The sequence below is a fragment of the Propionibacterium australiense genome, from assembly GCF_003666605.1.
In the GTDB taxonomy this organism is placed as follows: Bacteria; Actinomycetota; Actinomycetes; order Propionibacteriales; family Propionibacteriaceae; genus Propionibacterium; species Propionibacterium australiense.
Genome location: NZ_RCIV01000012.1, coordinates 1 through 23,490 on the forward strand (window position 1 = coordinate 1; position 23,490 = coordinate 23,490).

Here is a 23,490-nt window from a genome sequence, read left to right on the forward strand (position 1 = left end):
AAGATGGCTTCGGCTTTCATCCGCACAAGTACGTAAGTGTCTGTGCGTTTCTTCCATCTGATCAGGACAGCGGTTTCTTCCGGGGTGACCTCGATCTGCATGTCTCAATCATATCCGAAACAAGACCCCGAATCCATCAAAAATACGATTTCGTTTCATGACGGCCATAGCACGACAGTTTCCCCACCTGAATAGGTGGGGCTCCATTGAGGCCCGGTGAGGGTGGGGGTGATTATGGTGCGGGCATGGTTTCCCCACCTGAATAGGTGGGGCTCCATTGAGGCGCGACGATCACCTCCACACCCCCTCGTGGGTGGCCTGTTTCCCCACCTGAATAGGTGGGGCTCCATTGAGGCTTGGTAGCTGAGACCAAGATCATCCCTCAAAGAGTCGTTTCCCCACCTGAATAGGTGGGGCTCCATTGAGGCTTGCTCGCAATGGTGTTGTTGACCAGCTCGTAGAGCCGTTTCCCCACCTGAATAGGTGGGGCTCCATTGAGGCTTCTTTCTTCTGGTTGTTGACGTCGTCGACGACCCACGTTTCCCCACCTGAATAGGTGGGGCTCCATTGAGGCCCACGCGCTGATGCTCTCAGCAAGCGCCTCGCCCAGGTTTCCCCACCTGAATAGGTGGGGCTCCATTGAGGCGAGCACTCTGACCTGCTGTCCCGCGAGGGCTGGGCGCGTTTCCCCACCTGAATAGGTGGGGCTCCATTGAGGCCATCTTCCAGGACGTGTACGAGTGGGCCGGTGAAGAGGTTTCCCCACCTGAATAGGTGGGGCTCCATTGAGGCCCGGTGACGTGACTGCCCCGGACGCAAATGATGCATGGTTTCCCCACCTGAATAGGTGGGGCTCCATTGAGGCGTGGACAAGGTGAAGGAGTGCGGCACGGTCCCGGATGTTTCCCCACCTGAATAGGTGGGGCTCCATTGAGGCACAGCCGACACGGCGTGCACGCGACGCTCTTCTACCGTTTCCCCACCTGAATAGGTGGGGCTCCATTGAGGCACAGCCGACACGGCGTGCACGCGACGCTCTTCTACCGTTTCCCCACCTGAATAGGTGGGGTTCCATTGAGGCGAGGCGCTCCTCGGTGACATGTGAGCGTCCGTGCCGTGTTTCCCCACCTGAATAGGTGGGGCTCCATTGAGGCGTTGACCGCGGCGGCTAAGACCGCGCAGTGGCGGGTTTCCCCACCTGAATAGGTGGGGCTCCATTGAGGCTTCAGCTGTGTCACCACGGCTGTATACCGATCTGATGTACAGGTTTCCCCACCTGAATAGGTGGGGCTCCATTGAGGCTTGCTGATCGCAACGTGCGTGTGCAGGTCGGGGTCACCGTTTCCCCACCTGAATAGGTGGGGCTTATTGAGGCGTGCAACTCACGGCCAAGAAGATCGAGAGCCCGGAGGGTTTCCCCTGGGTCTCCGTGACGCTGCGCCCATTGCGGACAGCGCCGTGGCTGATCTGGTCAGTGTCACTCCCCCCTGGGAGACGGTCATCGTGCCGATCACGCCGGAGTCTTCCAGCCTCCGGGCGGCAGCGCCACCTCGCAGAGTCACCACATACCATCCGCACCGTGCCGCCTGACCCCGGGGCGAGCACTCGCGTCAGGGCATCGAAGGCCAAGGATGAAGAGGGGCCGCGGAACGATCGTTCCGCGGCCCCTCTTCCGGTTCTGCTCAGCCCTGGTGGGCCTTGCGGGCCGACCAGGCCGAGGCGACCATGTCGTCCAGGCTGTTGCGCATCTTCCAGTCGATGTCGCGGGCCGCGAGTTCACCGCGGGCGACGATGCGGGCCGGGTCGCCGGGGCGCCGGGGCGCGATCTCCGGGGTGAAGTCGATGCCGGTGACGCGGGCGATGGCCTCCATGATCTCGCGCACGGACGAGCCGTTGCCCGAGCCCAGGTTGTAGGAGGGCTCCAGCGCCCGGCCGGCCATCATGGCCTCGGCGGCCGCCACGTGCGAGCGGGCCAGGTCGGCGACGTGGATGTAGTCACGCACGCAGGTGCCGTCGGGCGTCGGGTAGTCGTCGCCGTTGATACGCGGCGTCCTGCCCTCGAGCAGCATGTCGAAGACGATCGGGAACAGGTTGTGGGGGCTGGCGTCGTACAGCTCGTCCGTGCCGGAGCCGACCACGTTGAAGTAGCGCAGGTTCACCGACTGCCAGGCCTCGTCGACGGCGGCCATGTCCCTGTTGAGCCATTCCCCGATGAGTTTGGTCTCGCCGTAGGGCGACTCGGGGTGCAGCGGCGTGTCCTCGGTGACCGGGTCGGTCTCGGGCGTGCCGTAGACCGAGGCGGACGAGCTGAACACGTAGCGGTGGACGCCGGCCTCGCGCATGGCCCGCAGCAGCGAGACGGTGCCGGTGACGTTCTGCGTGTAGGTGTGCAGCGGGCGCGAGACGGACACGCCTGCGTACTTGAAACCGGCCAGGTGGACGACGCCCTGGCAGGAGTGCTCGGTGAGCGCGCGGCGCACGAGAGCGGTGTCGAGGATGCTGCCCTGCACGAAGGGCACATCGCGAGGCACGAAGTCGGCAAAACCGCTTGACAGGTCGTCGATGACGACGGGCTCGATACCGGCCTGCTGGAAGGCCCGCACGATGTGCGAGCCGATGTATCCTGCCCCGCCTGTGACCAACCAGCTCATGAATCCTCCTAGTACGCCGTGTCGGACGGGCCGGCGCCTCACCCACTGAGAGCCTACCGAGTGCTCGACCGGCGCCCGGCAGTGGCGCACCCTTGCGGCTCTCACTGGCCTCCGTCGCCCCCGACCCGTCGGCGACATGTGAAGCAGCCCCGGCAAACCTGTGAATAACCTCGGGAACAGCCGCCTGCCGCCCCGGCCGCCACGACCGCAGTGCCACGGCGGACTAACGTTCCTGAACAACACGACAGCGACGGTGCTGTCCGCACCACGAGGAGTCACCATGTGCACAGGAATCAGGTTCACGGACAGTGCCGGGAACATGTACTTCGGACGCAACCTCGACTGGAGCACCTCCTACGGGGAACGTGTCGTCATCACGCCGAAGGGCTTCCCGGTCCGGTGGGCGTTCCTGGACGACGCCCCGGCAGCACACGCGGTCATCGGCATGGGCATCGTCTTCGAGGACCATCCGCTGTACTTCGACTGCGGCAACGACGCGGGCCTGGCCGTCGCCGGGCTGAACTTCCCGGGTTACGCCCACTACGAGGACGGCCCCGCCGACGGCAGGACCAATGTGGCCGCCTACGAGTTCCCGCTGTGGGTCGCCTCGACGTTCTCCACCGTGGACGAGGTCGAGGCCGCCCTCTCCGGCACCGCCATCGTGGGCAGGCCCGTCAGCGAGGAGCTGGGCGTGTCCCTGCTGCACTGGATCATCGGCGACGGGCGGCGCAGCATCGTCGTGGAGTACATGGCGGACGGCATGCACGTCCACCAGGACACGGTCGACACGCTGGCGAACCAGCCCACCTTCGACTGGCACCTGGAGAACCTGCGCAGCTTCATCACCGCGACGGGCGACCTGCCGCAGCCCGCCCACTGGCGGGACGCCGAGCTCGTCCCCTTCGGCTCGGGCGCGGGTATGCGGGGCATCCCGGGCGACTACTACTCGCCGTCCCGCTTCGTCAAGGCAGCCTTCCTCAACGCCCACTACCCCACCAAGGACACCGAGACCGAGAACGTGGCCCGCCTGTTCCACACCCTGGGGAACGTGTCGATGGTCGATGGCGCGGCGCTCATGGCGAACGGGGCCTACGAGCGCACCCTGTACACCGGCTGCTTCTCGGCCCGCACCGGCACCTACTACTACTCGACCTACGACGACCCGGCTCTGCGGCGGGTCCGCCTCGCCGACCACGCCGATGCCGATCCCGGGCACCTGCTGCAGCCCGAACCGCTGTCGGGGACGGCTCCGGCGACGATCCGTCGTGTGTTCTGAAGGGGGTGACACCGCCAGAACACACGACGGAGCGTCGATGCCTCGCACCCTGCCATCGGCTGCGGGCCGGACTCGGCACCTGACCCAGGGGCGACCCCCTGGACGCCGGGGCGGGGAGCCGGCGAGTCGCTTCGGTGCGGCCCACGCCATGGCCCTCCCCGTTGAGGAGATTACCCGAGACCTCCGTCCTCACCCGGGTCCGGCAGGCGGGCGAAGACGATCCGGTCGTCCAGCAGCTGGTAGAGCTGCCCGGTCTCGGTGAAACCGGCGGCCCGCAGGGCGGCCAGGTGGAACTCCAGGCTCACCTTCACCGTGGGGTGGTCATCGGCCCAGACCTTCTCGCGCTCGGCGGCCTCCTGCTCCCAGCCGGGCATGCCGGTTGCGGCGGCCCACCACTGGTCCCAGCCCATCACGCCGCCGGCGACGGCCTCCCGCTCGAACGCCTCACGGGCGTCCGGCGCATGGGCCGACAGCCACGGGTTGTGCCGGGCGTCGTAGAAGAGGTGGTCGGCGTTCATGAACAGCGCGCCGGGGCCCAGCAGGCGCGGCAGGCGCTGGTAGAGCGCCACCAACTCGTCCGGGTCGAGCCAGTGCAGGGCGGTCGCGCTGAAGGCCGCGTCGTAGGGCCCTGCCGGCAGCCGTTCGGGCAGGTCCGGGGCGGTCAGGTCGGCCTCGACGACCCGCAGCCGGTCGCCGAACCGGTTCGTCTCGCGCGCCAGGCGCAGCAGCACCGGGTCGCAGTCCACGGCAACGGCCTCCCCGTCGGGCAGCACCGCCAGCGCCGCGGACGCCAGGCTGGCCGGGCCGCAGGCCAGGTCGAGCATCCGCAGCGGGCGCCCTCGCTGCTCGCGCAGCCGTTGGAGCGCGTCGGTCATCATGCGGGTGCGCAGCTCGCGGAACTCGATGAAGGCGGTCTGCTGCCGGTGCCAGGCCTCGAGCAGTTCGTCCGGGGTCATCTGTCTCCTTCCTCGCCGGACGCCTCTCCGGCTTCCGTGTGGGCCCCACCGGCCGCCGCGTGGGTCTCGGAGTCGAAGAGCAGGTAGGGCCTGCCCAGGTGCTCGACCCGGTCCACGTGCATCCGGTAGATGGGGGCGATTCGTTCGGGGGTCAGGACGTCGGCCGGTGCGCCGGAGGCCACGACGCGTCCCTCGGCCAGCAGCATCACCTCGTCGCAGAAGCGCGCCGCCATGTTGAGGTCGTGCAGCACGATCACCGTCGTGCAGTCGAGTGCGCGCACCAGTTCCAGCAGGGCGAACTGGTGGCGCAGGTCCAGGTGGTTCGTCGGCTCGTCGAGCAGCAGGTGACTGGCCTGCTGGGCGATCGCCCGGGCCACCATCGCCCGCTGGCGCTCGCCGCCGGAGACACGGGTGACGAGCCGGTCGGCCAGCTCGGTGAGCTCGACCCTGGCCAGCGCCTCGTCCACCAGTGCGGCGTCCGCGTCATTGCCGTAGTCGAACATCGTGCTGGTCGCCAGTCGCCCCAGCGCGACGCTGTCGCGCACCGTCAGCGGGAGCACCGTCTCGTTCTCCTGCGCCACGACAGCTACGCGGCGGGCGATCTCGCGGCGCCTCAGGTCGGCGACGTCGTCCCCGTCGATGAGGACGCGCCCGCCGGCGAGCCGCAGCGCCCTGTTGAGCGACAGCAGGAACGTGGTCTTGCCCGAACCGTTCGGTCCGACGACACCCACCACCCGACCGGGGCCGGCGGTCAGGTCCACCCCGTGGCAGATCGTCCGGCCGCCCCGGTCGATGGTGATGTGCTCGGCCTGGATCACTGGGCCTCGCCGATGAGCTGCGACAGGCGCACGGCGCCCTGCACCGACAGCGTGTTCGGCGGGTCGGTCAGCCGGAAGGACAGCACGAGCACGTGGCCGTCCTTGACGGCCTGCAGGTCGGCGGCACCGTTGAGGCCCATCAGGGTCTCGGTGAGCTGCTCGGTCGTCGTACCGGCGTCACCCATGAGGACGATCCACTGCGGGTTGCGGTCGAGCAGATCCTCCATCGAGGCGTCGAAGACCCGCTCCTGGGTGTCCTCGTAGGCGTTCTTCAGCCCGTTCGCCTCGAAGATCGGCTGGATCATCGAGGGGGTTCCGTAGGCGTAGAAGACGTCCGATCCGGGCGTGAGGTACAGCGCGGCGGCGCTCTGCCCGGACGCCGCGGTCTGCTCGATGTCGTCGAGCCGGCCTCGGACCTCGTCCATGAGGGCGGGCACCTTGTCGGTGACGCCGAAGATCGTGGCGGTCTTGGTGACCTCGTTCTCGACGTTGTCCCAGGTGGCGTGCTCCAGCGTCATCTCGTCACAGAAGGCGTCGGGGGCGTAGAGCGGCACGCCCGCGTCGCGGAGCGCGTCGCGCTCGACCCCGCTGTCATAGCCGATGACGAGGTCGGGGCGCACCGACAAGATGGCCTCTGTGGAGACGACCCGGCCGCCGGTGACGTTGCTGCTCGACTCGACCTCGGGGATGGCCTCGATCTGGCTCTGCAGATCAGGATCGGCGTCCTGGAGGCCCGGGTCACCGGCGCGGGCGACGACATGATCCATGAGGCCGAGGTCCTTGAGGATCGAGGCGCTCGTCCCACCGATGATGACGACGCGTTCGGGCGCGGCGTCGAAGTGGAGGGTCTCGGTGCAGCTGGTCACCTCGGCCGGGAAACCAGCGGCGCTGCCGGCCTCGCTGGCCGAGGAGGCCGCCTTGTCGGCCGCGGACGAGCCGCAGGCGGTGAGCATCATCGTCGCGGCCAGTGCCGCGGCGGCGGGTGCGAGTTTCTTCATGATTCCTTCCTTGTGGTTCGTGCCGTACGGCACTGCGTGTCCGGGCGGTCACCATGTGGCGCGGCTCCGGCGGATGATGACGATGAGGAAAGGCGCCCCGACGAGCCCGGTGATGACGCCGAGTGGCAGCTCCGCAGGCGAGAAGACGATGCGGGCCACCGTGTCGGTCCACACGCAGAACAGAGCGGCGGCCAGTGCCGTGCCGACGACGAGCAGGCGGTGCGAGTGCCCGATGAACGAGCGCATCAGGTGAGGGATGATGAGGCCGATGAAGCCGATGCCGCCCGCACCGGCGACCGCGATGGCGACGGCCGCCGACACGGGGATGAGCAGTCCGATGCGCGCCCGGCCCGGTTCGATGCCCACGGACTGGGCGGTGCGGTCGCCGCTGGCCAGGGCGTCGAGGACGGGCCCGAGGAGGGCCATGGCCACGACGAGCACGACGGCGGTGGTGATCATGCGCGGCAGGTCGCCGTTGCCGATGCGGGCCATCGAACCGAGCATCCAGAAGGCCACCGACTGGCCCGCCTCGGCGGAGTCCGCCGAGAAGATGATGAGATTGGTCAGGGCCTGGAAACCGAAGCCGACGGCCAGGCCGCCGAGCACCAGGTGCAGCGGGCTGTGGGTCCGGCCGGCCACGGCGAGGACGGCCGCGGTGGCCAGGGCGGCGCCGGCGAAGGCCAGCAGCCCGACCCCGGTGCCGGAGGAGATGCCGAGCACGATCATGGCGAGCGCGGCGCCGGTCGAGGCGCCCGAGCTGACACCGAGCACATAGGGCTCGGCGAGCGGGTTGCGGACGATCGCCTGCATGACGACACCCGCCACGCCGAGGATCGCCCCGACGGCCATGGCGCCGATGATGCGCGGCAGCCGGGTCTGCCAGACGATGGCGTCGGTCGTGCGGTCCCAGGTGATGTCCACCGGCAGGCCGGGCACGTGGCTGGCGATGACGCCGAAGACGTCGTGCAGCGGCACTGCGGCCGGGCCCATGGCGATGGTGAGGGCGGGTGAGACCGCGAGAAGGATGGCGATGAGGCCGATCCTGCGCAGCGCCGGCCCCCGGCGCGAGCGGGCGTCGGCCGCCGCCGGCCGTGGGGGACCCGCTGGTACCGCACCAGCCCGCCCGGCCGGGGCGCGGTTGGTGCGTCGGCGCTGGAGTGTGCTCATGGTCTTCTTCCGTGTCGGCCGCGCGAGGACGGTGCCTGGGTCGCGGGGCGCGAGACCCAACTATGCTAAATAAGAATCATTTGCACAAATTGGAGGGTCTTCGCCGATCCGTCCAGCGCAATGGTCAACGGTGACCGGCAGCCGACGTTCTGGCGGCAGCCACACGGCGAGCGCGCATGTCGTCCACGGTGACGCAGCGGCTCGTGTTCGGGCAGTGGCGGTGCCCATGACTCGCTCCTCGGCGTGCAGGCCCGGAAACGACGCGAGGGTGAGGCCGCTCCCAGGGCATTCAGCTGCGACGGCGGCCGCCGTCGCACTGGCAGGTCTTCGGGCTCATGGGCACCCCGGACCACGCCGGGTTCCTCCGCCGCTGCTTCCCGGACACCTGTGCCCAGTGCACTCGATGCGGCATCGTTCCCACTGACCGCTGCGGGACAGCTCCGGACTCACACCGGATTCCCTCTTACGACGATTCACCGAAGGCGAACCGAACCAGTGGGATCACTGTACACACGGCCCGGTCGGCCACCCAGTTCCCTGACGAGTGAGAAGCTCATGCTGACGTGCCGACACCGGTGGACGACGCCGGGCTCGCCGCCGACGCGACATCGGCCCATGGGTTCTTGGCCGAGAACGCAGGTTGCCCGGGCCACCCCACCGCCTGTCCGGGCGGGCCGCTCAGACCCGTTCGGCGGCCACCCGGGAGACGCCGCGCGGGGCCCCGCGGCCGGTCGCCACGACGAGAACCGCGGTGCCCCACACCAGGAGCAGCACGACGGCGGACGGGAGAAGAGCAGCCTGCGGCAGGGCCAGGCCGCTGAACAACTGTCCCAGGTTCGTCATGACGATCGCCCCGCCCACGAGAGCACCCATGATCTTCGGGGGGATCCGGCTCACGAGCCAGGCCGCGATCGGCGCGGCGATCAGGCCGCCGGCGAGCAGCACGAGGACATGGGTCAGGTGCACCCCCGAACGGCCGAGCCCGACGAAGAAGCCCGCGGAGGCGGCCAGCGAGACCATGAACTCGGAGGTGTCCACCGAACCGATCACCGTGCGCGGCGAGGTGCGCCCGGCGCTCACCAGGGCCGTCGTCGAGACCGGGCCCCAGCCCCCGCCACCGGTGGCGTCCACGAACCCGCCGACCAGCCCGAGCGGGACGAGGAAGCGCCTGCCGTGCGGGGAGATCCTCGACTCGCTCACGGCAGCGTCACGACGGCGGAGGGAACGGCCCAGGATGAACAGTCCGAGCCCCACCAGGAGCAGGGCCATCACGGGTCTCGCCGCCTCGGTCGACAGGCCGGACAGCACGGTGGCGCCGAGGAACGCGCCGGCGGCGCCGGGGACTCCCAGCCGCAGCACGAGCCACCAGTCGACGTTGCGCAGCCTCCAGTGGGAGAGGCCGGAGGCCACCGTTGTGCCGACCTCGGCCATGTGCACCGAGGCGCTCGCCGCGGCCGGTGACAGGCCGCCCGCGAGCAGTACCGAAGTGGATGTGACGCCGTAGCCCATGCCCAGCGATCCGTCGATCAGCTGCGCGACGAGGCCGGCCACGGCGAGAAGAACGAGTTGCTTCATCTGAGGATTCCTTGCCCGAGTTCCTGGCGGAGTGCGTGGAGGAGCCACGGGCGGAATCACTGCTACTGAACAAGCGGAAGGGCCGCGATGTGGCCGTACTTCCGCCGGCGCCCGCCCGGGCCGGGCAGCCGTGCGGGGACGACGGCTGCGGTCAGAGGCGAGGGGCGCGACAGGCCATCGCGGCGACACGCACCAGGTCGATGTGGCGCCGGACGACGAGACGAAGCATGGCACGAGGTTAGCGTCCGCGACCCTCGCCGGGCAACGCCGTCCATGCCCGTCCGACGGAACCGGACGGCGTTGCTAGGGTTCGTCCATGTCCACGACGAAGACCCCGATGAGGCGCCGCGCGGGTCTGGCAGCGGCACTGGCATCGCTGATGTCCGTGCTGTGCGTGGCCGCGTGCACGGCCTCCCCATCGTCTCCTCCCCCTCGTTCGACCACCGGGCCGAGCACCCAGGCCAGCACCGCCGCCTACGACTTCTCTCCCTTCGCCGAGCAAACCTACGAGCAGGTCGAGGTGAGCGACGACCCCGCACGGGTCACCGCCTTCCTGCCCGAGCTGAACGTCTCGGAGGCGCACTCGATGGCCGCCAGCAGAGAGGATCCCCGCAGCATCCCCGGCCCGGACCCCCAGTACTGGCTGAACGCGGTGGTCACACTCGAACAGGACTCGGTCGAGGCGCTGGCCGAACGCGTCGATCCCCACGAGCTGAGCACGCTGCCGGCCCTCGCACCCGAGCTCCAGCAGTACGTCCCCTCGGGCTGCACCTTCACCCGGCTGCCGCTGAAAAACGCCACACCCATCACCGGTGCGACACCGGCCGGCACCGATAGTTTCAAACTCACCGCGTTCTCCCTGTCGGCGGACTGCTCGACGGCGATCATCATGGCCGAGATCGTCTTCTGAACAGCCGCCGGCCCGCGCCGGGAGACAGCACCCGATGCCGGCCGGGCACGGCCGCTCGGCGGCACCACGGGCTTACCGCGCAGCACATCGGACCGGCCGCCACGGCACGGACGGCATCGCCCGCCTCAGGCACCGGGGCGAAGACCACCGAGGCGAGAAGGCGCCGGCCGTGCGGGACGGACCCACGCTCGCCGCGACCTGGTGGTGAAAACAGGCGAAGGCGCTGGCCGTGCGGGGACGGACCGGTCTGCGCCGCCGGGAGCTCACGGCCGACGGGCCACCGATTGTCCGTCCGGGCGCTGATGGTCAGCGTCCGGGCGCATGAACCGTGCTCGTGCCGCCGGACTCCCCGACGAGCAGGCCATCGACGATCGTCGTGAACCGCGGCATCTCCTGCAGCATCGCCCCCTCGTTGGAGTAGATCGCCCACTCGTCCTCCCAGCCGGCCCGGCCGCCGTGGGTGTAGGTGCGGGCCAGCGCCATCGACCCATCGACGCTGACCAGGTCGATGAAGTCGGCGTCGATGAGTTCGCGCGAGGGCAGCATCCTGATGCTGTTGCCGAAACGGACGGCCACCACATCGCCCGAGGCGTCGACTGCGGCCTTGGCCGTGGGCGCGCTGCTCATGAGCAGGTCGTCACGGGAGAAGAGCAGCCCGCCGGAACCGTAGCCGGGCAGGTTGATCGCGTCGACGACGCCCCTGCGATTGCCGTCGAGATCGAAGACGAGTCTGGAAAGCCCGCTGCCATTGCCGTTGGTCGTGAAACCGTTCCACAGCCACGTGACCGACAGCTCGTCGCCGGCGTGCTCGTACTCGGTGGGGCTCAGGCTGAACTCGCCGGTGGCCAGGTCGATGACGGCGATCTGCGAGTCGGCGTAGGAGATGCAACCGAGATGATCGGTCAGGAAACGGCACTGACCCCACCAGGGCAGGTCGAGTTCCCAGGTCACCTCGCCATCGGCCCCGATGGCGAGGACCCGCTCGGTGACGCGCCCGGCGGCCTCGGTGACGATCAGGTCGCCCTCGTGCTCACCATGGGCCTGCACGAAGGAGAGTTCGTCGTCGCTCTCGTGGACGACGCGCTGCTGGCCGGTCGCGATGTCGACGCCGACGAGCTGGTCCGACTCGTCCTTGCCGTCCTTGACGGTGCGGGCGCAGTAGACGGTGCCGGCGAGGACGGCGTCACGGCCCATGCACCTCAGCCCGGCGCTCCGCCAGCGTTCGGCGCCGGTGGCGATGTCGAGGCCGACGAGGTCCTGATCGCTCTCGTCCTGGCCGCTGGACCCGCGCTGGGTGAGAACCGTCGTCCAGTCCGCCGAGTGCCCCAGCACCGTCCCGTCGGCGCGCCACGACGTGTACCCTGCCGCGTAATCGGTGTTGAGCCAGTCGTTGTCCGAGCTGCGAGGCGAGTAGACGACCCGCCGGGCGGTGAACTCGGCCGTTCCCGGGCCGCCCAGGAGGAGATTGGTGACGAACCCGATCACGAGGACGAGGACCACCACGAGCACGGCCGCCCAGACGCGCAGGGCCTTCCGAGGACGCCCGCCCGTTCCGCGGCGGGCCGGCAGCACTGGTGCGTCCGATGTGTCGCCACCGACCCTCCTCGGCGTCCCCGATGGGCGCACGACCTCCTCGGTGGCATCGGACTGCTCCGCTTCTGGCGACGCGTCCGGTTCGGGGGTGGCGGACGCGCCCTGCTGCTGCGACATCGTTACTTCTCCCAGGTTGTGTGCGCCCATCCAATCAGCCGTCCGGCCGTGATGAGGCACGCCCACGCCCGGCACTGCCGCAATGATCATGCGAGGCCGGGCGGAGAGGGCATCCCGCCGCGCTGGTGGGGTGAACGGGGTGGGTTCTCCCGCAGAAGGGTAGTGGAGCCCGGCTGTGACGTCGCGTCACAGCGCAGCGCACGGCCCTCCTCGCCGTCGGGGGAGGACCAGGCGCTGCCCCGCAGGGCATGGCACCCCGCATCTGCGGGTTCACAACGCCGTGAGCGTGTCGCTGCGGCAGCAGGTGCGGGTTCGCCCCCGCGGAGATCGGGGGCGGACGCGTTCAGCGATCAACTCATGGCAACGCAGTCTGTGGTGCGGTCACTGCTGCGCGTAGAGTCTCAGGAGCCTCTCCGCCTCGGCGCTGACCTTCTTACCGGCCGATGCGAACCACTTGCGCGAGTCGACCATGTCGGGATTCTCTGCCAGGGTCTGGCGCACCGATCCGGTGAAGACCTTGTTCAGGTGCGTCGAGACGTTGATCTTGACCATGCCGGCCCTGATGGCGGCGCTCATGCCCTCGTCGCTCACACCGGAGGAGCCGTGCAGCACCAGCGGCACCGGGGTGGCGTCGGCGATCTCCCGGATGAGCCCGGTGTCGAGTGCCGCCGTGCGGGTGACCATCGCGTGCGAGGAGCCGACAGCAACGGCCAGCAGGTCGACGCCGGTGTCGGCCACGAAGGCCGCGGCGTCACCCGGGGCCGTGCGGGCCGTGGGGTCATGGACGCCGTTCTTGCCGCCCACCTCGCCGAGTTCGGCCTCAACCGTCACGCCGGTGGCATGGCAGAAGTCGACGACCTCGGCGGTCGTGGCGCGATTGACGTCGTCGGGCAGTTTCGAGCCGTCGTACATGACCGAGGTGAAGCCCAGTTCGACCGCCTCGCGCACCAGGTCGACGCTCTCGGCGTGGTCGAGGTGGACGGCCACCGGCACCCTGGCGGCGCGGGCAGCAACGAGCGTCCCGGTGCCGATGGGGGCCAGTGAACCGTGGTACTTCACGGCGTTCTCGCTGATCTGCAGGACGACGGGCCGTCCGGCGCGGGTGGCCGCGTCGATGAACATCATGGCGTTCTCGAGGTGGATGACATTGAAGGCTCCGAGGCCCGTGCGCTCGCTCTGGCAGGCGCGGGCAATGCTCGCCAGGTCAGTGAGCATGTTCGTTCTCCGTAACTGTGATGCGCGAGAGCATCTCGCGGTAGGCGTTCAGATCGACCTCGCCCGCGACGGGGCTCAGGACGGCGGCACCCGACAGGGCGACCGCGTTCGGCAGGGCCAGCACCAGCGCCTCGGCCCGATCGGCACCCGCGGCCCCGTCCAGTGCCACAGCAAAAGCGGCGACCGCCGCGTCACCGGCACCTGTCGGGTTGCCGGACAGGACGCGGGCCGGAGCCGCCGTCCAGCGGATGGAGTAGCCGGCCAGGAGCAGCAGCATCCCATCGGCACCGAGTGAGACGACGACGGCCGAGGCGCCCTCGTCGAGCAGTACCCGGGCGCCGGCCACCGGGTCGTCCAGACCAGTGGCGGCGGCCAGTTCGTCGCGGTTGGGTTTGAGCAGGTCGGCGCCGGCTCTCGCTGCAGCGTGAAGCAGCTGGCCGGAGGTGTCGACGATGATCGGGCGGCCAGCGTCCCGGGCGGCTGCGACGACCCCGGACAGGTCCTCGGACCGCGAGCCGGGCGGCATCGAGCCGGACACGACGACCGGCCCGCTGCCGTCCGCGAGCATCGCAGCCTGCCGCACCCAATCGCCGGTGGTGACCGCGGGGCCCGGCTCGTTGAGCATCGAGGTGTCCTGGGAGTCCACGACGGCGACGGTGCGGCGAGTGGCACCGTCGATGGGCACCCAGCGCTGGGCGATGCCCGGGTCGATGCGGGTGAGCAGGCCTGCGACGGCCTGTCCGTCACGGCCGCCGAGAAAACCACTGACCTCCGCGTGGTGGCCGAGTGCGGCGGCGACGCGGGCGACGTTGACGCCCTTGCCGCCGGGGCGTTCGTGCACGGCGCGCACCCGGGTGGTGCGGTGCAGGAGGAACTCGTCCACTTCGTAGGTCACATCGAGTGCCGGGTTCGGCGTGATGACGGTGATCATCTCAGTGCCCGCTCAACCGGTAGAGCAGCTTGAGCCGCAGCCCGCTCGGGTCCTTGATGTCCTCGAAGGCCCGGGCGCCGTCCGAGAGCGTGTACTCGCCGGTGACCATGGCCTCGCCGTCCACCGCGCCGGAGGCGATGAGGCCGATCGCGGCCGGCCACTCGTAGCCGGGGAAGGGCGCCGAGTAGCTCATCCACGAGCCCGTCACGGCGAGTTCGCCGCGCAGGATCCGTTCGAAGGTGCCCGTTCCCAGCACCAAGTCGCCGTGCCCGGTGCCTACGTAGGACACCTGGCCGTCCTTGGCGACGAGGTCGAGGGCCATCGCCTGGGTGACGGATGAGCCGGCCGTCTCGATGACGATCTCGGGGGCCTCGTCGGCGACGAGTTCCTTGGCGTCGGTGCCGGCCCTCGTCCCGAGCCGAGCGGCGATCTCGATCTTGGCCGGGTCGATGTCGCACACCAGGACGCGGGCGCCCTTGGCGAGCAGCACCATGACTGTCATGAGCCCGATGACTCCGGCGCCGAGGACCATCGTCAGAGCGCCGGTGCGCACCCGGGTGCGCTCGACCCCGTGGACGGCGACGGTCAGCGGTTCGACGAGGGACGCCGCCTTGAGGGACATCGTATCGGGCACGGGCAGGGCGTTGCGGGCCGGGACCACGACGTACTCGGCGATCGCGCCCTGGCGGCGTGAGCCGATGAAGCTGTAGTCGGTGCACAGGGCCGGACGGCCCCTCTGGCAGTACGCGCAGTGCCCGCAGGGCACGAGCGGTGCCACGGCGACGCGCTCTCCCACCGCGTGGTCGTCCACGCCGGGGCCGAGCGCGGCGATCTCGCCGGAGAACTCGTGGCCGAGCACCTGGGGGAAGGCGTGCACGCCCCCCTCGAAGTAGCGGGGTATGTCGGAGCCGCAGATGCCGCACCAGGCGACGCGCACCAGCACCTCGCCAGGCCCGGGTTCGGGGACGGGCAGGGTGACCAGGTCGAGCTGGCGCACCCCGGTCACGGACAGCGCCTGCATGGTCTTCGTCTCACCCATCAGACGGCCTCGGCTTCCAGCTCGGGCTCGTCGGCGCGGTAAAGGGTGCCGCGGCGGTACTTCACGAAGGTGTAAACCCAGCAGAAGACGTACAGGGCGGCGATGACGACGAAACCGATGCCGACCTGACCGGTCAGGCCGCGGGCGAGCAGATAGGTGATGGGATTGCCACCCTGGTCGAGGGAGGCGACCTGAGAGGCGTCGCCGAGTTTGTCGGTGACCTGGGCTAGCTCGGTGGTGAGCGGCACCATCTGGTTGGCGATCCAGATCGTCACCGACATGATGAGGGTGCCGCTGAACAGGGTGCGGAAGATGTTGCCCTTGTGGATGCCCACCGCGATGGCGACGAAGAAGCCGATGGTGGCCAGGTCACCGAACGGCAGGACGCGGTTGCCGGGCATCGCGATGGCGATGACGATGGACAGCGGCACGAAGATGAGGCTGGCCGAGATGACCTGCGGCTGGCCGAGTAGCAGGGCCGGGTCGAGACCGATCTTGTAGTCGGCGTTCTTGAAGCGCTTCTGCAGCATGTCGCGGGCCGCGTCGGCGATGGGCATGAGGCCCTGCATGATGAGCTTGACGACCATCGGCATGAGCAGCATGACGGCGCCCATCTCGACGGCGAGCTGCAGCGAGTCGCCGATCGGGTAGCCGGCGAGCAGACCGACGACAAGTCCGAGAAGTGTGCCGATGACGATGGGCTGGCCGAAGAAGCCGACCTTCTCCTCGAGGGTCTCGGTGTTGATGTTGACCTTGCGCAGGCCGGGGATCTTCTCGATGAGGTCGTCGATCGGGGCGGCGAAGACGCCCATGACGGCCGAGGTGCCGTGCGGGATGGCAACGCCCTCCAGACCGAAGTAGTCGTCGGTCACGGCGCCGTACATGTCGCCGAACTTGTAGGACAGGACCGCGTGGACGATGACGCCCAGCACGCCGAGCCAGAAGTTACCGGTGGCCAACTGGACGATGATGCCGGTGAAGGCCATGTGCCAGATGTTCCAGATGTCCACGTTGAGCACGCGGGTGGTCCGGGTGAGCAGCATGACGATGTTCACGGCGATGGCAATGGGGATCGAGATGATGCCCATGTTCGAGGCCCAGGCCATCGGGGAGGTGCCGGGCCAGCCGAGGTCGACGACCTCAAGGCTGCCGCCGAAGTTCTCGGCCATGGCACCGGCAGCCGGGCCGAGTTCGTCGTTCAGCAGGTTGATGACCAGGCCGATACCGACGAAGCCGGCGCCGATCGTCAGGCCGGCCTGCAGCGACTTGCCGACGCCCCGGCGCAGGATGAGGCCGAGGATGAAGATGATGATGGGCAGCATGACGTTGGCGCCCAGGTCGACGACGTACTGGATCGCGTCGAGGAATGCATTCATTGGAATCATGGTGGAAGTCCTTGTCCTTGGGTAAATGGGCCCCGCAGGGCGCACGATTGCCAGGGAAATGGGCCCGGTGGCCGCCGGGGCGGGGATCTCCTGCCGGAGTGCGGGCCGATGCAGCATCCGGCCCGTGTGATGGCGTCCCTGCGGGGACGCGGCGGGCGGGGGTCTCAGCCCCTCGGCTCAGCCCTTGAGGATCTCCAGGATCGCGGCGTCGGTCTTGTCGGCGCCGATGCCGGAGATGAAGGCGATGCCGTGGACGACGGGCGTGCCGTAGTCGCGGGAGACCTTGGCGGTCGTGACGATCAGGTCGGCGTCGGCTGCGCGGCTGCCCAGCTCCGAGATGCGGCACTGCTGGACGTCGGCGTCGATGCCGTTCTCCTTGCACAGATCGCGCACGTGCTCGGCGGCGACGGTGGACGTGGCGACGGCACCGCCGCAGGCGACGAGGATCTTCTTCATGGTGGTTCTCCTTGAACTGTTGGGATTCGGTTGGGAAGTCGGCCGACCCGGTGGCCGGTCAACCGGAAAATGGGCGCACGAACGGCGGCGATGGACGTTCGGCGTGCGGTGCCGGCGTCGGGAGTCGCCGGCCTGGGAACAGGGTTGCGGTTTGGTTGGGATCAGACGTCGAGACCGAAGGCCTCGGACGCGGTGTCGACGATGACCTGCGGGTCGGTCGTCGACCGGATCGTCTCGAGGAACTCGGGTCTCTGGATGCTCGTGACGATCTTCTGGAGCACCTTCAGGTGCTCGCCTGCGCTGGCCAGGGCCAGCATGAAGACGGTGGAGACCTCGACCTCGTGGTCGGCGTCGCCACCCATCTCGTGGAATGTGACGGGCCTGGCCAGGGTCGCGATGACGATCGTGTCCTGGTTCACGTGTGAGGCGTCGGTGTGCGGGATGGCCACTCCCCCGGACACCGGCAGGCCGGTGGGATAGCCGTCCTCGCGCTCGGTCAGTGCGGTGATGTAGTCGTCCTTGACTCGACCATCGGCGAGGAGCGCCCCGCCGAGCTGGTCGAAGACGTCCTGACGGGTCTCGGCGTCGAGCCCGGTGAAGACGTATCTCGGGTCGATGAGAATGCTCATGTTCGTCCTTGGGTCACGTGGATGGTGCAGTGCGAGGACTCGAGGAGCGAGGCGAGCTCGCCCTCGGGTTCGCGGTCAGTGACGAGGTCGTCGAGGTCGTCGATGGAGGCCGCGCCGAGAGCCGCCGTGCGGTCGAACTTGGAGTGATCGGCCACGAGGACGACCCGCTGGCAGTGGCTCGCCGCCAGCTGGGAGACGGCGTTCTCCACGGCGTCGAAGTTGGTGACGCCGCTGCGGGCGGCGATACCGGCACAGCCGAAGAAGCCGATGTCGAAGAACAGCCCCTGCATCGCCTTGTCCGTCAGCGGGCCACCGAGCGAGTTCTCGTTGCGGCGCACCTGCCCGCCGGGGACGACGAGCTGAACGCGCTCGCACGGCAAGAGCGCCGTGATGATCGGCAGCGAGGCGCTGATGACCATGACGTCCGGGTCGGAGACGGCGATGAGCTGAGCGATCTGGAAGGCCGTGGTGCCGTAGTCGAGATAGATCGAGTGAGCATCGGCCGCCAGCCGAACGGCCTCCCTGGCGATGTCGCGCTTGGCCTGCGCGTTGATCGTCTTGCGACTCTCGTACGCGGATTCGCGGTTCGCCGTGGCGACCGCCCCGCCGTGAACGCGTTCGAGCAGACCCCGCTCGTCGAGGGCGAGGATGTCCTTGCGGATCGTCTCGGCGGAGACGCCGAGCTCCGTGCTCAGTTCGCCGACCTTCACGGACTGCTGAGCGCGCACCTGGGCCAGGATCGCCTGACGACGCTGCGTGGTCGGCATTGCCCCTCCTCGTGCTCCGCTGCCCGATGCACTCTCATCATAACTATGTTTCCCAACCATTCGCAACCAATCTCCCAAGTATTTCCCAATTAATTTCCCAAGGAACCAGCACCAAGGTACCGGCGAGGCGGCACCCCCGCACGAGAACCATCACCACCCCGAGTTCGATTCGGCGTTCCCACCGGACCCACCCGGCGATGACGCTCACTCACAATCGATGAGAAAGGTGTTCGCCGCACAGTGCCCACCCAGCTGGTGGAGGCGGTCTCACAGGCATGCAGTCCCGTAGCAGTCGGCCCACCACATCCGGTTGACCCATAGAGCGGTGAGCGCAGGACGCACTCCACAAGGCCGGCCCCACCGCCATCGGTCGACCCGGACGCGAGACCGCCTCGGGGGCGAGAGGCGCCGACTCGCCCGACAAGGAGCAAGACACGTAGCATGAGCCCATGGCCTACACCCTCGGAATCGACATCGGCGGCTCGGGCATCAAGGGCGCTCCGGCCGACCTTGACAAGGGCGAGTTCGCGCTGCCTCGTCTGCGCATCCCCACGCCCCAGCCGTCCACGCCGCAAGCCTGCGCGCAGGTCATCGGCGAGATCGTGGACCACTTCGGCGACCAGACCGAGGGGCCGGTCGGCGTCACCATCCCGGCGCCGGTCATCCACGGCGTCACACCCTCGATGGCCAATCTCGACCAGGGCTGGGTCGAGTTCGCCGCGCAGGACTTCCTCGCCGAGCAGTTGCATCGTCCGGTCAAGCTGCTCAACGACGCCGACGCGGCCGGCATCGCCGAGATGCGCTTCGGCGCCGGGCGCGACAAGGGCGGCCTGGTCATCATGACGACGCTCGGCACCGGTATCGGCACCGCCCTGTTCTACAACGGGGTGCTCATCCCCAACAGCGAACTCGGGCACATGGAGGTCGACGGACACGACGCCGAGACCCGCGCCTCGTCCGGCTACCGCGAACGCGAGGGCCTCAGCTACAAGAAATGGGCCAAGTCGCTGCAGCGCTACTACGCGGCACTGGAACGCCTGCTGTGCCCTGATCTGTTCATCGTCGGCGGCGGCGTCAGCAAGAAGCACGACCGCTTCCTGCCCCTGCTCAACCTGCGCACCCCCATCGTGCCGGCCCAGTTGCGCAACGAGGCCGGCATCATCGGCGCAGCGCTGGCCGCAACACAGGGCTGAACCGGCCCCTCAGCACCGGAGCACCAACCGCCTCGTCCCCTCAACGCCCCGACCTTGCGCTACGCACTCACCCTGCGATCCCCGAAAACCCTGCGGTTTTTGTGCGTCTTCTCACAACAACCGCAGGCTGTCCCAACAGGCAGGGCGCTCGCCCCCACTCGCCCTGCGGTTCGCATCACCCTGCGGTTCTTGCGTGTCTTCCCACAACAACCGCAGGACAACCGTCAACCGGGACACCACGCCGATAAAACACACGCCGGACCAAACCCTGCGCTACGCACTCACCATGCGGTTTTTGTGCGTCTTCTCACAACAACCGCAGGGCCATCTGATCGAGGATCAGCTCCGGTGAAGATTCGCCACCTCAGCCCTCATAATGTCAAGAGCCCATCCCGGGTCGTCCTCCGGCGAGTGGTGCAGCAAGTGAAATGACAGTCCGTCGACAAGTGCATGCAAACGGCGGGCTGCCTGACGCACCTCATTGTTCTCCCGGCTCATTCCGGTCACCATCTCAGCCACCCTGAGGAACAGCTCCGACAGCAATCTGTGCGCCTCATCCCTTGTCTTCGCGAGTTCTGGCTGTGCAGCTGCTTCAGCCATGAGGGCCATGTTCACCTCGAACTCTGCGCGACCATCATTCGACAGGGGAAGCACCTGTTCAATGACAGCCATCGCACACTCTTCAACATCGTCACCCTGCAGTACGGCGGTCACTCGCTCCGTTGCATGGTGAATCATCAGGTCAGCCGAAAAGGCCATCAGATCAGCGCGCGTCGGGAACACATGCCGCAGCGAGCCCACCGCGACTCCAGCTTGTTCAGCGACCGCCCGCACGGATACGGCCGTGATACCCCGATCGAGGATCACTCGCCACACGGCCTCAGCGAGTTGAACCTTCCTAGCATCCCTGTCGATTCTTCGAGGCACGTGGCGATACTAGTACGACTGTGCTAACCTTACTAGCACAGTCGTACTAGAAAAGTTGGGCTGTTCCTCGTCTACAAGCACCCAGAGAATGACAAGGGGCCCAAGCAGGGTCACATGGCTGCCATGCGTACCGGAGGATTGAGATGGAGCACGCGATGAGGCCGCTGGCGTCTCGAGACGCCACGGACCGTCCATGTAAGAAGAAGCTTGTGACCAGCCAGCTCCGTCACGATGGTCGTACTACAGCGCGCGGGTGGGATCGGAGCCTGGTATTACCGTGAACGTCGAGACCATCGGAACGCTCACCGTCCTCGCGCTCATTGACTCCATGAGTTTCGGCACGCTCGCCCTACCCACCTGGCTTCTCATGGCACCGGGGCGGATACGACCGCACCGTGTCCTGATGTTTCTGTGCGTAGTCGGCTGCTCTTACTTGGCGCTCGGCATGGCCCTGTCGTACGGCGCAACAACTGTCGTCGATAAGTATGAACACCTCCTCGCTGTTGAAGGCTTCCGGTACGTCGAGCTGATCACCGGAGCCATTCTCATCGTTGCCAGCGAGGTCATGGACTCGAAGAAAGCAAGAGCGAAAGCTGCAGGGCGAGCCGCTCAAGGCGGCGACCGTGTCATGACGTGGCGTTCACGGGTGATGAATGGCGACGCCTCGAAATGGTCATTGATCGCGCTTCTGAGTCTCGCACTCGCGGCCGTTGCCATCGAGGCCGCATCGATGCTCCCCTATCTCGCAGGAATCGGCATCATCTCGACCCAGGCCTCAGGATGGCCAATGAGGATCGCGCTCCTCACCGGCTATTGCCTTGTCATGATCACCCCTGCCCTCGTCCTGACTGCGGGAAGAGTCATTGCGCACAATGAACTTGAAACTCTGCTCAGGCGCCTCGACAGGTGGTTCGTCCGCAATGCACGGACCATGATGGCCTGGGTAACAGGAGTGATGGGCTTCATCATGGCTGCACATGGGGCACATTGTCTCTGGTTCGCGGGCTCGTAGTTCATACGATCAGCACCCCAGACGACCATGTTCTGCCCTTGTCAGGCTCTTACTCCTGCGATCATCGTGCGTCTTCTCACAACAACCGCAGGGCCACCGTCAACCGGGACACCACGCCGATAAAACACACGCCGGGCCAAACCCTGCGCTACACACTCACCATGCGGTTCTTGTGCGTCTTCTCACAACAACCGCAGGATCACCTGGCTGGCGAGTGTCAACCAGCCGAGGCGTCACGCTGTCTGCCGGCGCCGAGCTGTCAGCCGGCTGTCTGCCGGGGCGCCGAGCCGTCAGCCGAGGTGCTCGCCGGGGCGAAGTCCTGCGGCCTCGGCGGCCGCACGGGCGCTGGCGAGGACATCCGCGATGGGGCGGGCGAGGCTGGCGGCCAGGGTCGCGACGTCGTCGAACTCGGGTTGAACCTGGACGATGGTCCCGTCCCGGTGGCCGATCTTGATCCACACCGCGTGGTCGTCGACGGTGACCGTGCGCCAGTCGCGGGCCAGGACGTCGCGGACGACACCGGTGTAGCGGCGCACACCGAAGGTACTCGTCAGCGCCATGATGCGGGCGCTCAGGGCGTCGGCCTGGGCCGGTGCGCAGAGCACGTGCAGCACGTGGGCGGGACGGCCCTTCTTCATGAGGGCCGGCTCCGACCAGGCGTCGAAGGCGCCGGCCGTCATGAGGGCGGCGAGCACCTCCGGCCAGACGCGCGGGTCGAGGTCGTCGATGTTGGCGGCCAGCTCGCAGACCTCGTCGGAGCCGGCCGGCTGGGTGTCCTCGTCACCGAGGACGACGCGCACCACGTTGGGACGCCCCGGGGTGTCCTTTGTGCCAGCCCCCACGCCGACCGCCCGGGTCGTCATGGCGGGCTGGGGGCCGGGCTGCTCGGCGAGGACGGTGACGAGGGCCATGCCGGTCGGGGTGCACAGCTCGCCCGGCAGCGGGCCGACGACCCCGCCGTGGCCCCGATGGCCCGCGGCATGCTCGGCCTCATGGGCGTCGTGGCCGTGCGGGTGCGTGTGGGCACCGTCCGCGTCGGGCCCGGGATGATCGTGGCCCTGCTGGGAATGGCCGTCGCCCGGCCCATGGTGGACATCGTCATGTCCGGGACGACTGTGACCATGCGCAGAATGACCACCGCGCTGCTCGGGATGGGCGTGATCGGGCCCGGGATGATCGTGGCCCAGCGGGGAATGATCATCCCTCAGCCCATGGCGGGCACGGTCCTGACCGAGGTGATCGTCACTCTGCCCAGAACGATCGTGGCCGTGCCCGTCGTGGGCATGGTGGTGTCCGTGGTGCCCTGCCGGCACGACACCGGCCGTGGTCGGCCAGCCCAGGGCGAGCTGCGCGACGGCCGGGACCGGCACGGGCATGAGCCCGTGCGCCACCTGCACCTCGCCGGCACCGACAGTGACCGGCGTGGCCACGATGCGGTCGACGCCGAGCAGGCGAAGCCCCTCGCAGCAGGCGACGACGTCGGCGATGGAGTCGAGCGCACCCACCTCGTGGAAGTGGATCTGTTCGGGGTCTACGCCGTGCACATGGCCCTCGGCCCGGGCGATCGCCTCGAAGACGGCCAGGGCGCGGCCCCTCGTCCCCGATGCCAGGTCGGCCTGGTCCAGCAGGGTGCGGATGCTCGTCCAGGTGCGGTGCGGCGGATCGTCGACGAGGGTGGCGACCTCGGCCTTGGTCGCGCGCATGCCCTGGCGTGTGACCTGTCTGGCGGTCAGGCGCACAGAACCGGGTATGACGGCGTCGACGGCGGCCTGCAGAGCGGCGATGTCGGCGCCGGCATCGATGAGTGCCCCCATCATCATGTCGCCGGCCATGCCGGCCGATGCGTCCAGCCACAAGGTCGTCATCGTGTTCTCC

20 protein-coding genes, 1 CRISPR repeat array and 1 riboswitch are annotated in these 23,490 nt (G+C 68.2%); of the genes, 4 read left to right on the plus strand and 16 right to left on the minus strand.

What is annotated here, in order from left to right; translation table 11 throughout:
* Positions 1-177: 177 nt before the first annotated feature.
* Positions 178-1,302: a CRISPR direct-repeat array (repeat unit 36 nt; unit sequence GTTTCCCCACCTGAATAGGTGGGGCTCCATTGAGGC).
* A 380-nt stretch (positions 1,303-1,682) separates the two neighbouring features.
* A complete protein-coding gene (galE, locus tag D9T14_RS09205) occupies positions 1,683-2,651 on the minus strand; it encodes a UDP-glucose 4-epimerase GalE (RefSeq protein WP_119162072.1) in 969 nt (322 codons plus the stop codon).
* A 280-nt stretch (positions 2,652-2,931) separates the two neighbouring features.
* On the opposite strand from galE, the gene bsh reads away from it, so the two are divergent.
* Positions 2,932-3,927, plus strand: coding sequence for a choloylglycine hydrolase (bsh, locus tag D9T14_RS09210; protein WP_119162071.1), 996 nt, complete (start codon positions 2,932-2,934; stop codon positions 3,925-3,927).
* Between the two features lie 170 nt (positions 3,928-4,097).
* Here the strand turns inward: bsh and D9T14_RS09215 are convergent, their stop codons facing one another.
* From D9T14_RS09215 to D9T14_RS09235, 5 genes are all read right to left on the minus strand, one after another.
* On the minus strand, positions 4,098-4,883 hold the full coding sequence (locus tag D9T14_RS09215) for a class I SAM-dependent methyltransferase (RefSeq protein ID WP_119162070.1): 786 nt from the start codon (positions 4,881-4,883) through the stop codon (positions 4,098-4,100).
* Complete coding sequence (locus D9T14_RS09220) at positions 4,880-5,701, minus strand: ABC transporter ATP-binding protein (protein WP_119162069.1); 822 nt, start codon at positions 5,699-5,701, stop codon at positions 4,880-4,882. The genes D9T14_RS09215 and D9T14_RS09220 overlap by 4 nt, the downstream gene beginning before the upstream one ends.
* A complete protein-coding gene (locus tag D9T14_RS09225; RefSeq protein WP_119162068.1) occupies positions 5,698-6,699 on the minus strand; it encodes an ABC transporter substrate-binding protein in 1,002 nt (333 codons plus the stop codon). Before D9T14_RS09225 ends, D9T14_RS09220 begins: the two co-directional genes overlap by 4 nt.
* A 48-nt stretch (positions 6,700-6,747) precedes the next feature.
* Positions 6,748-7,866: a FecCD family ABC transporter permease gene (locus tag D9T14_RS09230; RefSeq protein ID WP_119162067.1), complete on the minus strand. Its 1,119-nt coding sequence runs from the start codon at positions 7,864-7,866 to the stop codon at positions 6,748-6,750.
* Between the two features lie 301 nt (positions 7,867-8,167).
* A riboswitch (cobalamin riboswitch) is annotated at positions 8,168-8,378 on the minus strand.
* Between the two features lie 166 nt (positions 8,379-8,544).
* Positions 8,545-9,441, minus strand: a complete 897-nt coding sequence (locus D9T14_RS09235) for a sulfite exporter TauE/SafE family protein (protein ID WP_119162066.1) — start codon at positions 9,439-9,441, stop codon at positions 8,545-8,547.
* 316 nt (positions 9,442-9,757) lie between these two features.
* On the opposite strand from D9T14_RS09235, the gene D9T14_RS09240 reads away from it, so the two are divergent.
* Positions 9,758-10,351 (plus strand): hypothetical protein, encoded by a 594-nt coding sequence (locus D9T14_RS09240; protein WP_121588291.1) that lies wholly within the window; start codon positions 9,758-9,760, stop codon positions 10,349-10,351.
* A 306-nt stretch (positions 10,352-10,657) separates the two neighbouring features.
* Here D9T14_RS09240 and D9T14_RS09245 read toward each other — a convergent pair whose 3' ends face one another.
* From D9T14_RS09245 to D9T14_RS09280, 8 genes are all read right to left on the minus strand, one after another.
* Entirely contained in the window at positions 10,658-12,061 is a 1,404-nt protein-coding gene (locus D9T14_RS09245; protein WP_126464302.1) for a hypothetical protein, read from the minus strand.
* 381 nt (positions 12,062-12,442) lie between these two features.
* On the minus strand, positions 12,443-13,276 hold the full coding sequence (locus D9T14_RS09250) for a class II fructose-bisphosphate aldolase (RefSeq protein WP_119162063.1): 834 nt from the start codon (positions 13,274-13,276) through the stop codon (positions 12,443-12,445).
* On the minus strand, positions 13,266-14,207 hold the full coding sequence (locus D9T14_RS09255; protein WP_119162062.1) for a 1-phosphofructokinase family hexose kinase: 942 nt from the start codon (positions 14,205-14,207) through the stop codon (positions 13,266-13,268). Before D9T14_RS09255 ends, D9T14_RS09250 begins: the two co-directional genes overlap by 11 nt.
* 1 nt (position 14,208) lies before the next feature.
* Positions 14,209-15,246: a galactitol-1-phosphate 5-dehydrogenase gene (locus tag D9T14_RS09260; RefSeq protein WP_197720604.1), complete on the minus strand. Its 1,038-nt coding sequence runs from the start codon at positions 15,244-15,246 to the stop codon at positions 14,209-14,211.
* Positions 15,246-16,622: a PTS galactitol transporter subunit IIC gene (locus D9T14_RS09265; RefSeq protein WP_119162061.1), complete on the minus strand. Its 1,377-nt coding sequence runs from the start codon at positions 16,620-16,622 to the stop codon at positions 15,246-15,248. Before D9T14_RS09265 ends, D9T14_RS09260 begins: the two co-directional genes overlap by 1 nt.
* Positions 16,623-16,808: 186 nt before the next feature.
* Positions 16,809-17,087 (minus strand): PTS galactitol transporter subunit IIB, encoded by a 279-nt coding sequence (gene gatB, locus D9T14_RS09270; RefSeq protein ID WP_119162060.1) that lies wholly within the window; start codon positions 17,085-17,087, stop codon positions 16,809-16,811.
* A gap of 161 nt (positions 17,088-17,248) precedes the next feature.
* A complete protein-coding gene (locus D9T14_RS09275) occupies positions 17,249-17,716 on the minus strand; it encodes a PTS sugar transporter subunit IIA (protein WP_119162059.1) in 468 nt (155 codons plus the stop codon).
* The gene (locus D9T14_RS09280) at positions 17,713-18,483 is read right to left on the minus strand and encodes a DeoR/GlpR family DNA-binding transcription regulator (RefSeq protein WP_170175780.1); all 771 of its coding nucleotides are present in this window, start codon (positions 18,481-18,483) and stop codon (positions 17,713-17,715) included. The genes D9T14_RS09275 and D9T14_RS09280 overlap by 4 nt, the downstream gene beginning before the upstream one ends.
* A 449-nt stretch (positions 18,484-18,932) precedes the next feature.
* On the opposite strand from D9T14_RS09280, the gene ppgK reads away from it, so the two are divergent.
* On the plus strand, positions 18,933-19,676 hold the full coding sequence (ppgK, locus tag D9T14_RS09285; protein WP_119162057.1) for a polyphosphate--glucose phosphotransferase: 744 nt from the start codon (positions 18,933-18,935) through the stop codon (positions 19,674-19,676).
* A 339-nt stretch (positions 19,677-20,015) separates the two neighbouring features.
* On the opposite strand, the gene D9T14_RS09290 is transcribed toward ppgK, so the two are convergent.
* Positions 20,016-20,603, minus strand: a complete 588-nt coding sequence (locus D9T14_RS09290) for a TetR/AcrR family transcriptional regulator (protein WP_119162056.1) — start codon at positions 20,601-20,603, stop codon at positions 20,016-20,018.
* 277 nt (positions 20,604-20,880) lie between these two features.
* On the opposite strand from D9T14_RS09290, the gene D9T14_RS09295 reads away from it, so the two are divergent.
* Entirely contained in the window at positions 20,881-21,615 is a 735-nt protein-coding gene (locus D9T14_RS09295) for a GAP family protein (RefSeq protein ID WP_197720605.1), read from the plus strand.
* Positions 21,616-21,905: 290 nt separating this feature from the next.
* On the opposite strand, the gene larC is transcribed toward D9T14_RS09295, so the two are convergent.
* The gene (larC, locus tag D9T14_RS09300; RefSeq protein ID WP_119162055.1) at positions 21,906-23,480 is read right to left on the minus strand and encodes a nickel pincer cofactor biosynthesis protein LarC; all 1,575 of its coding nucleotides are present in this window, start codon (positions 23,478-23,480) and stop codon (positions 21,906-21,908) included.
* Positions 23,481-23,490: the final 10 nt, after the last annotated feature.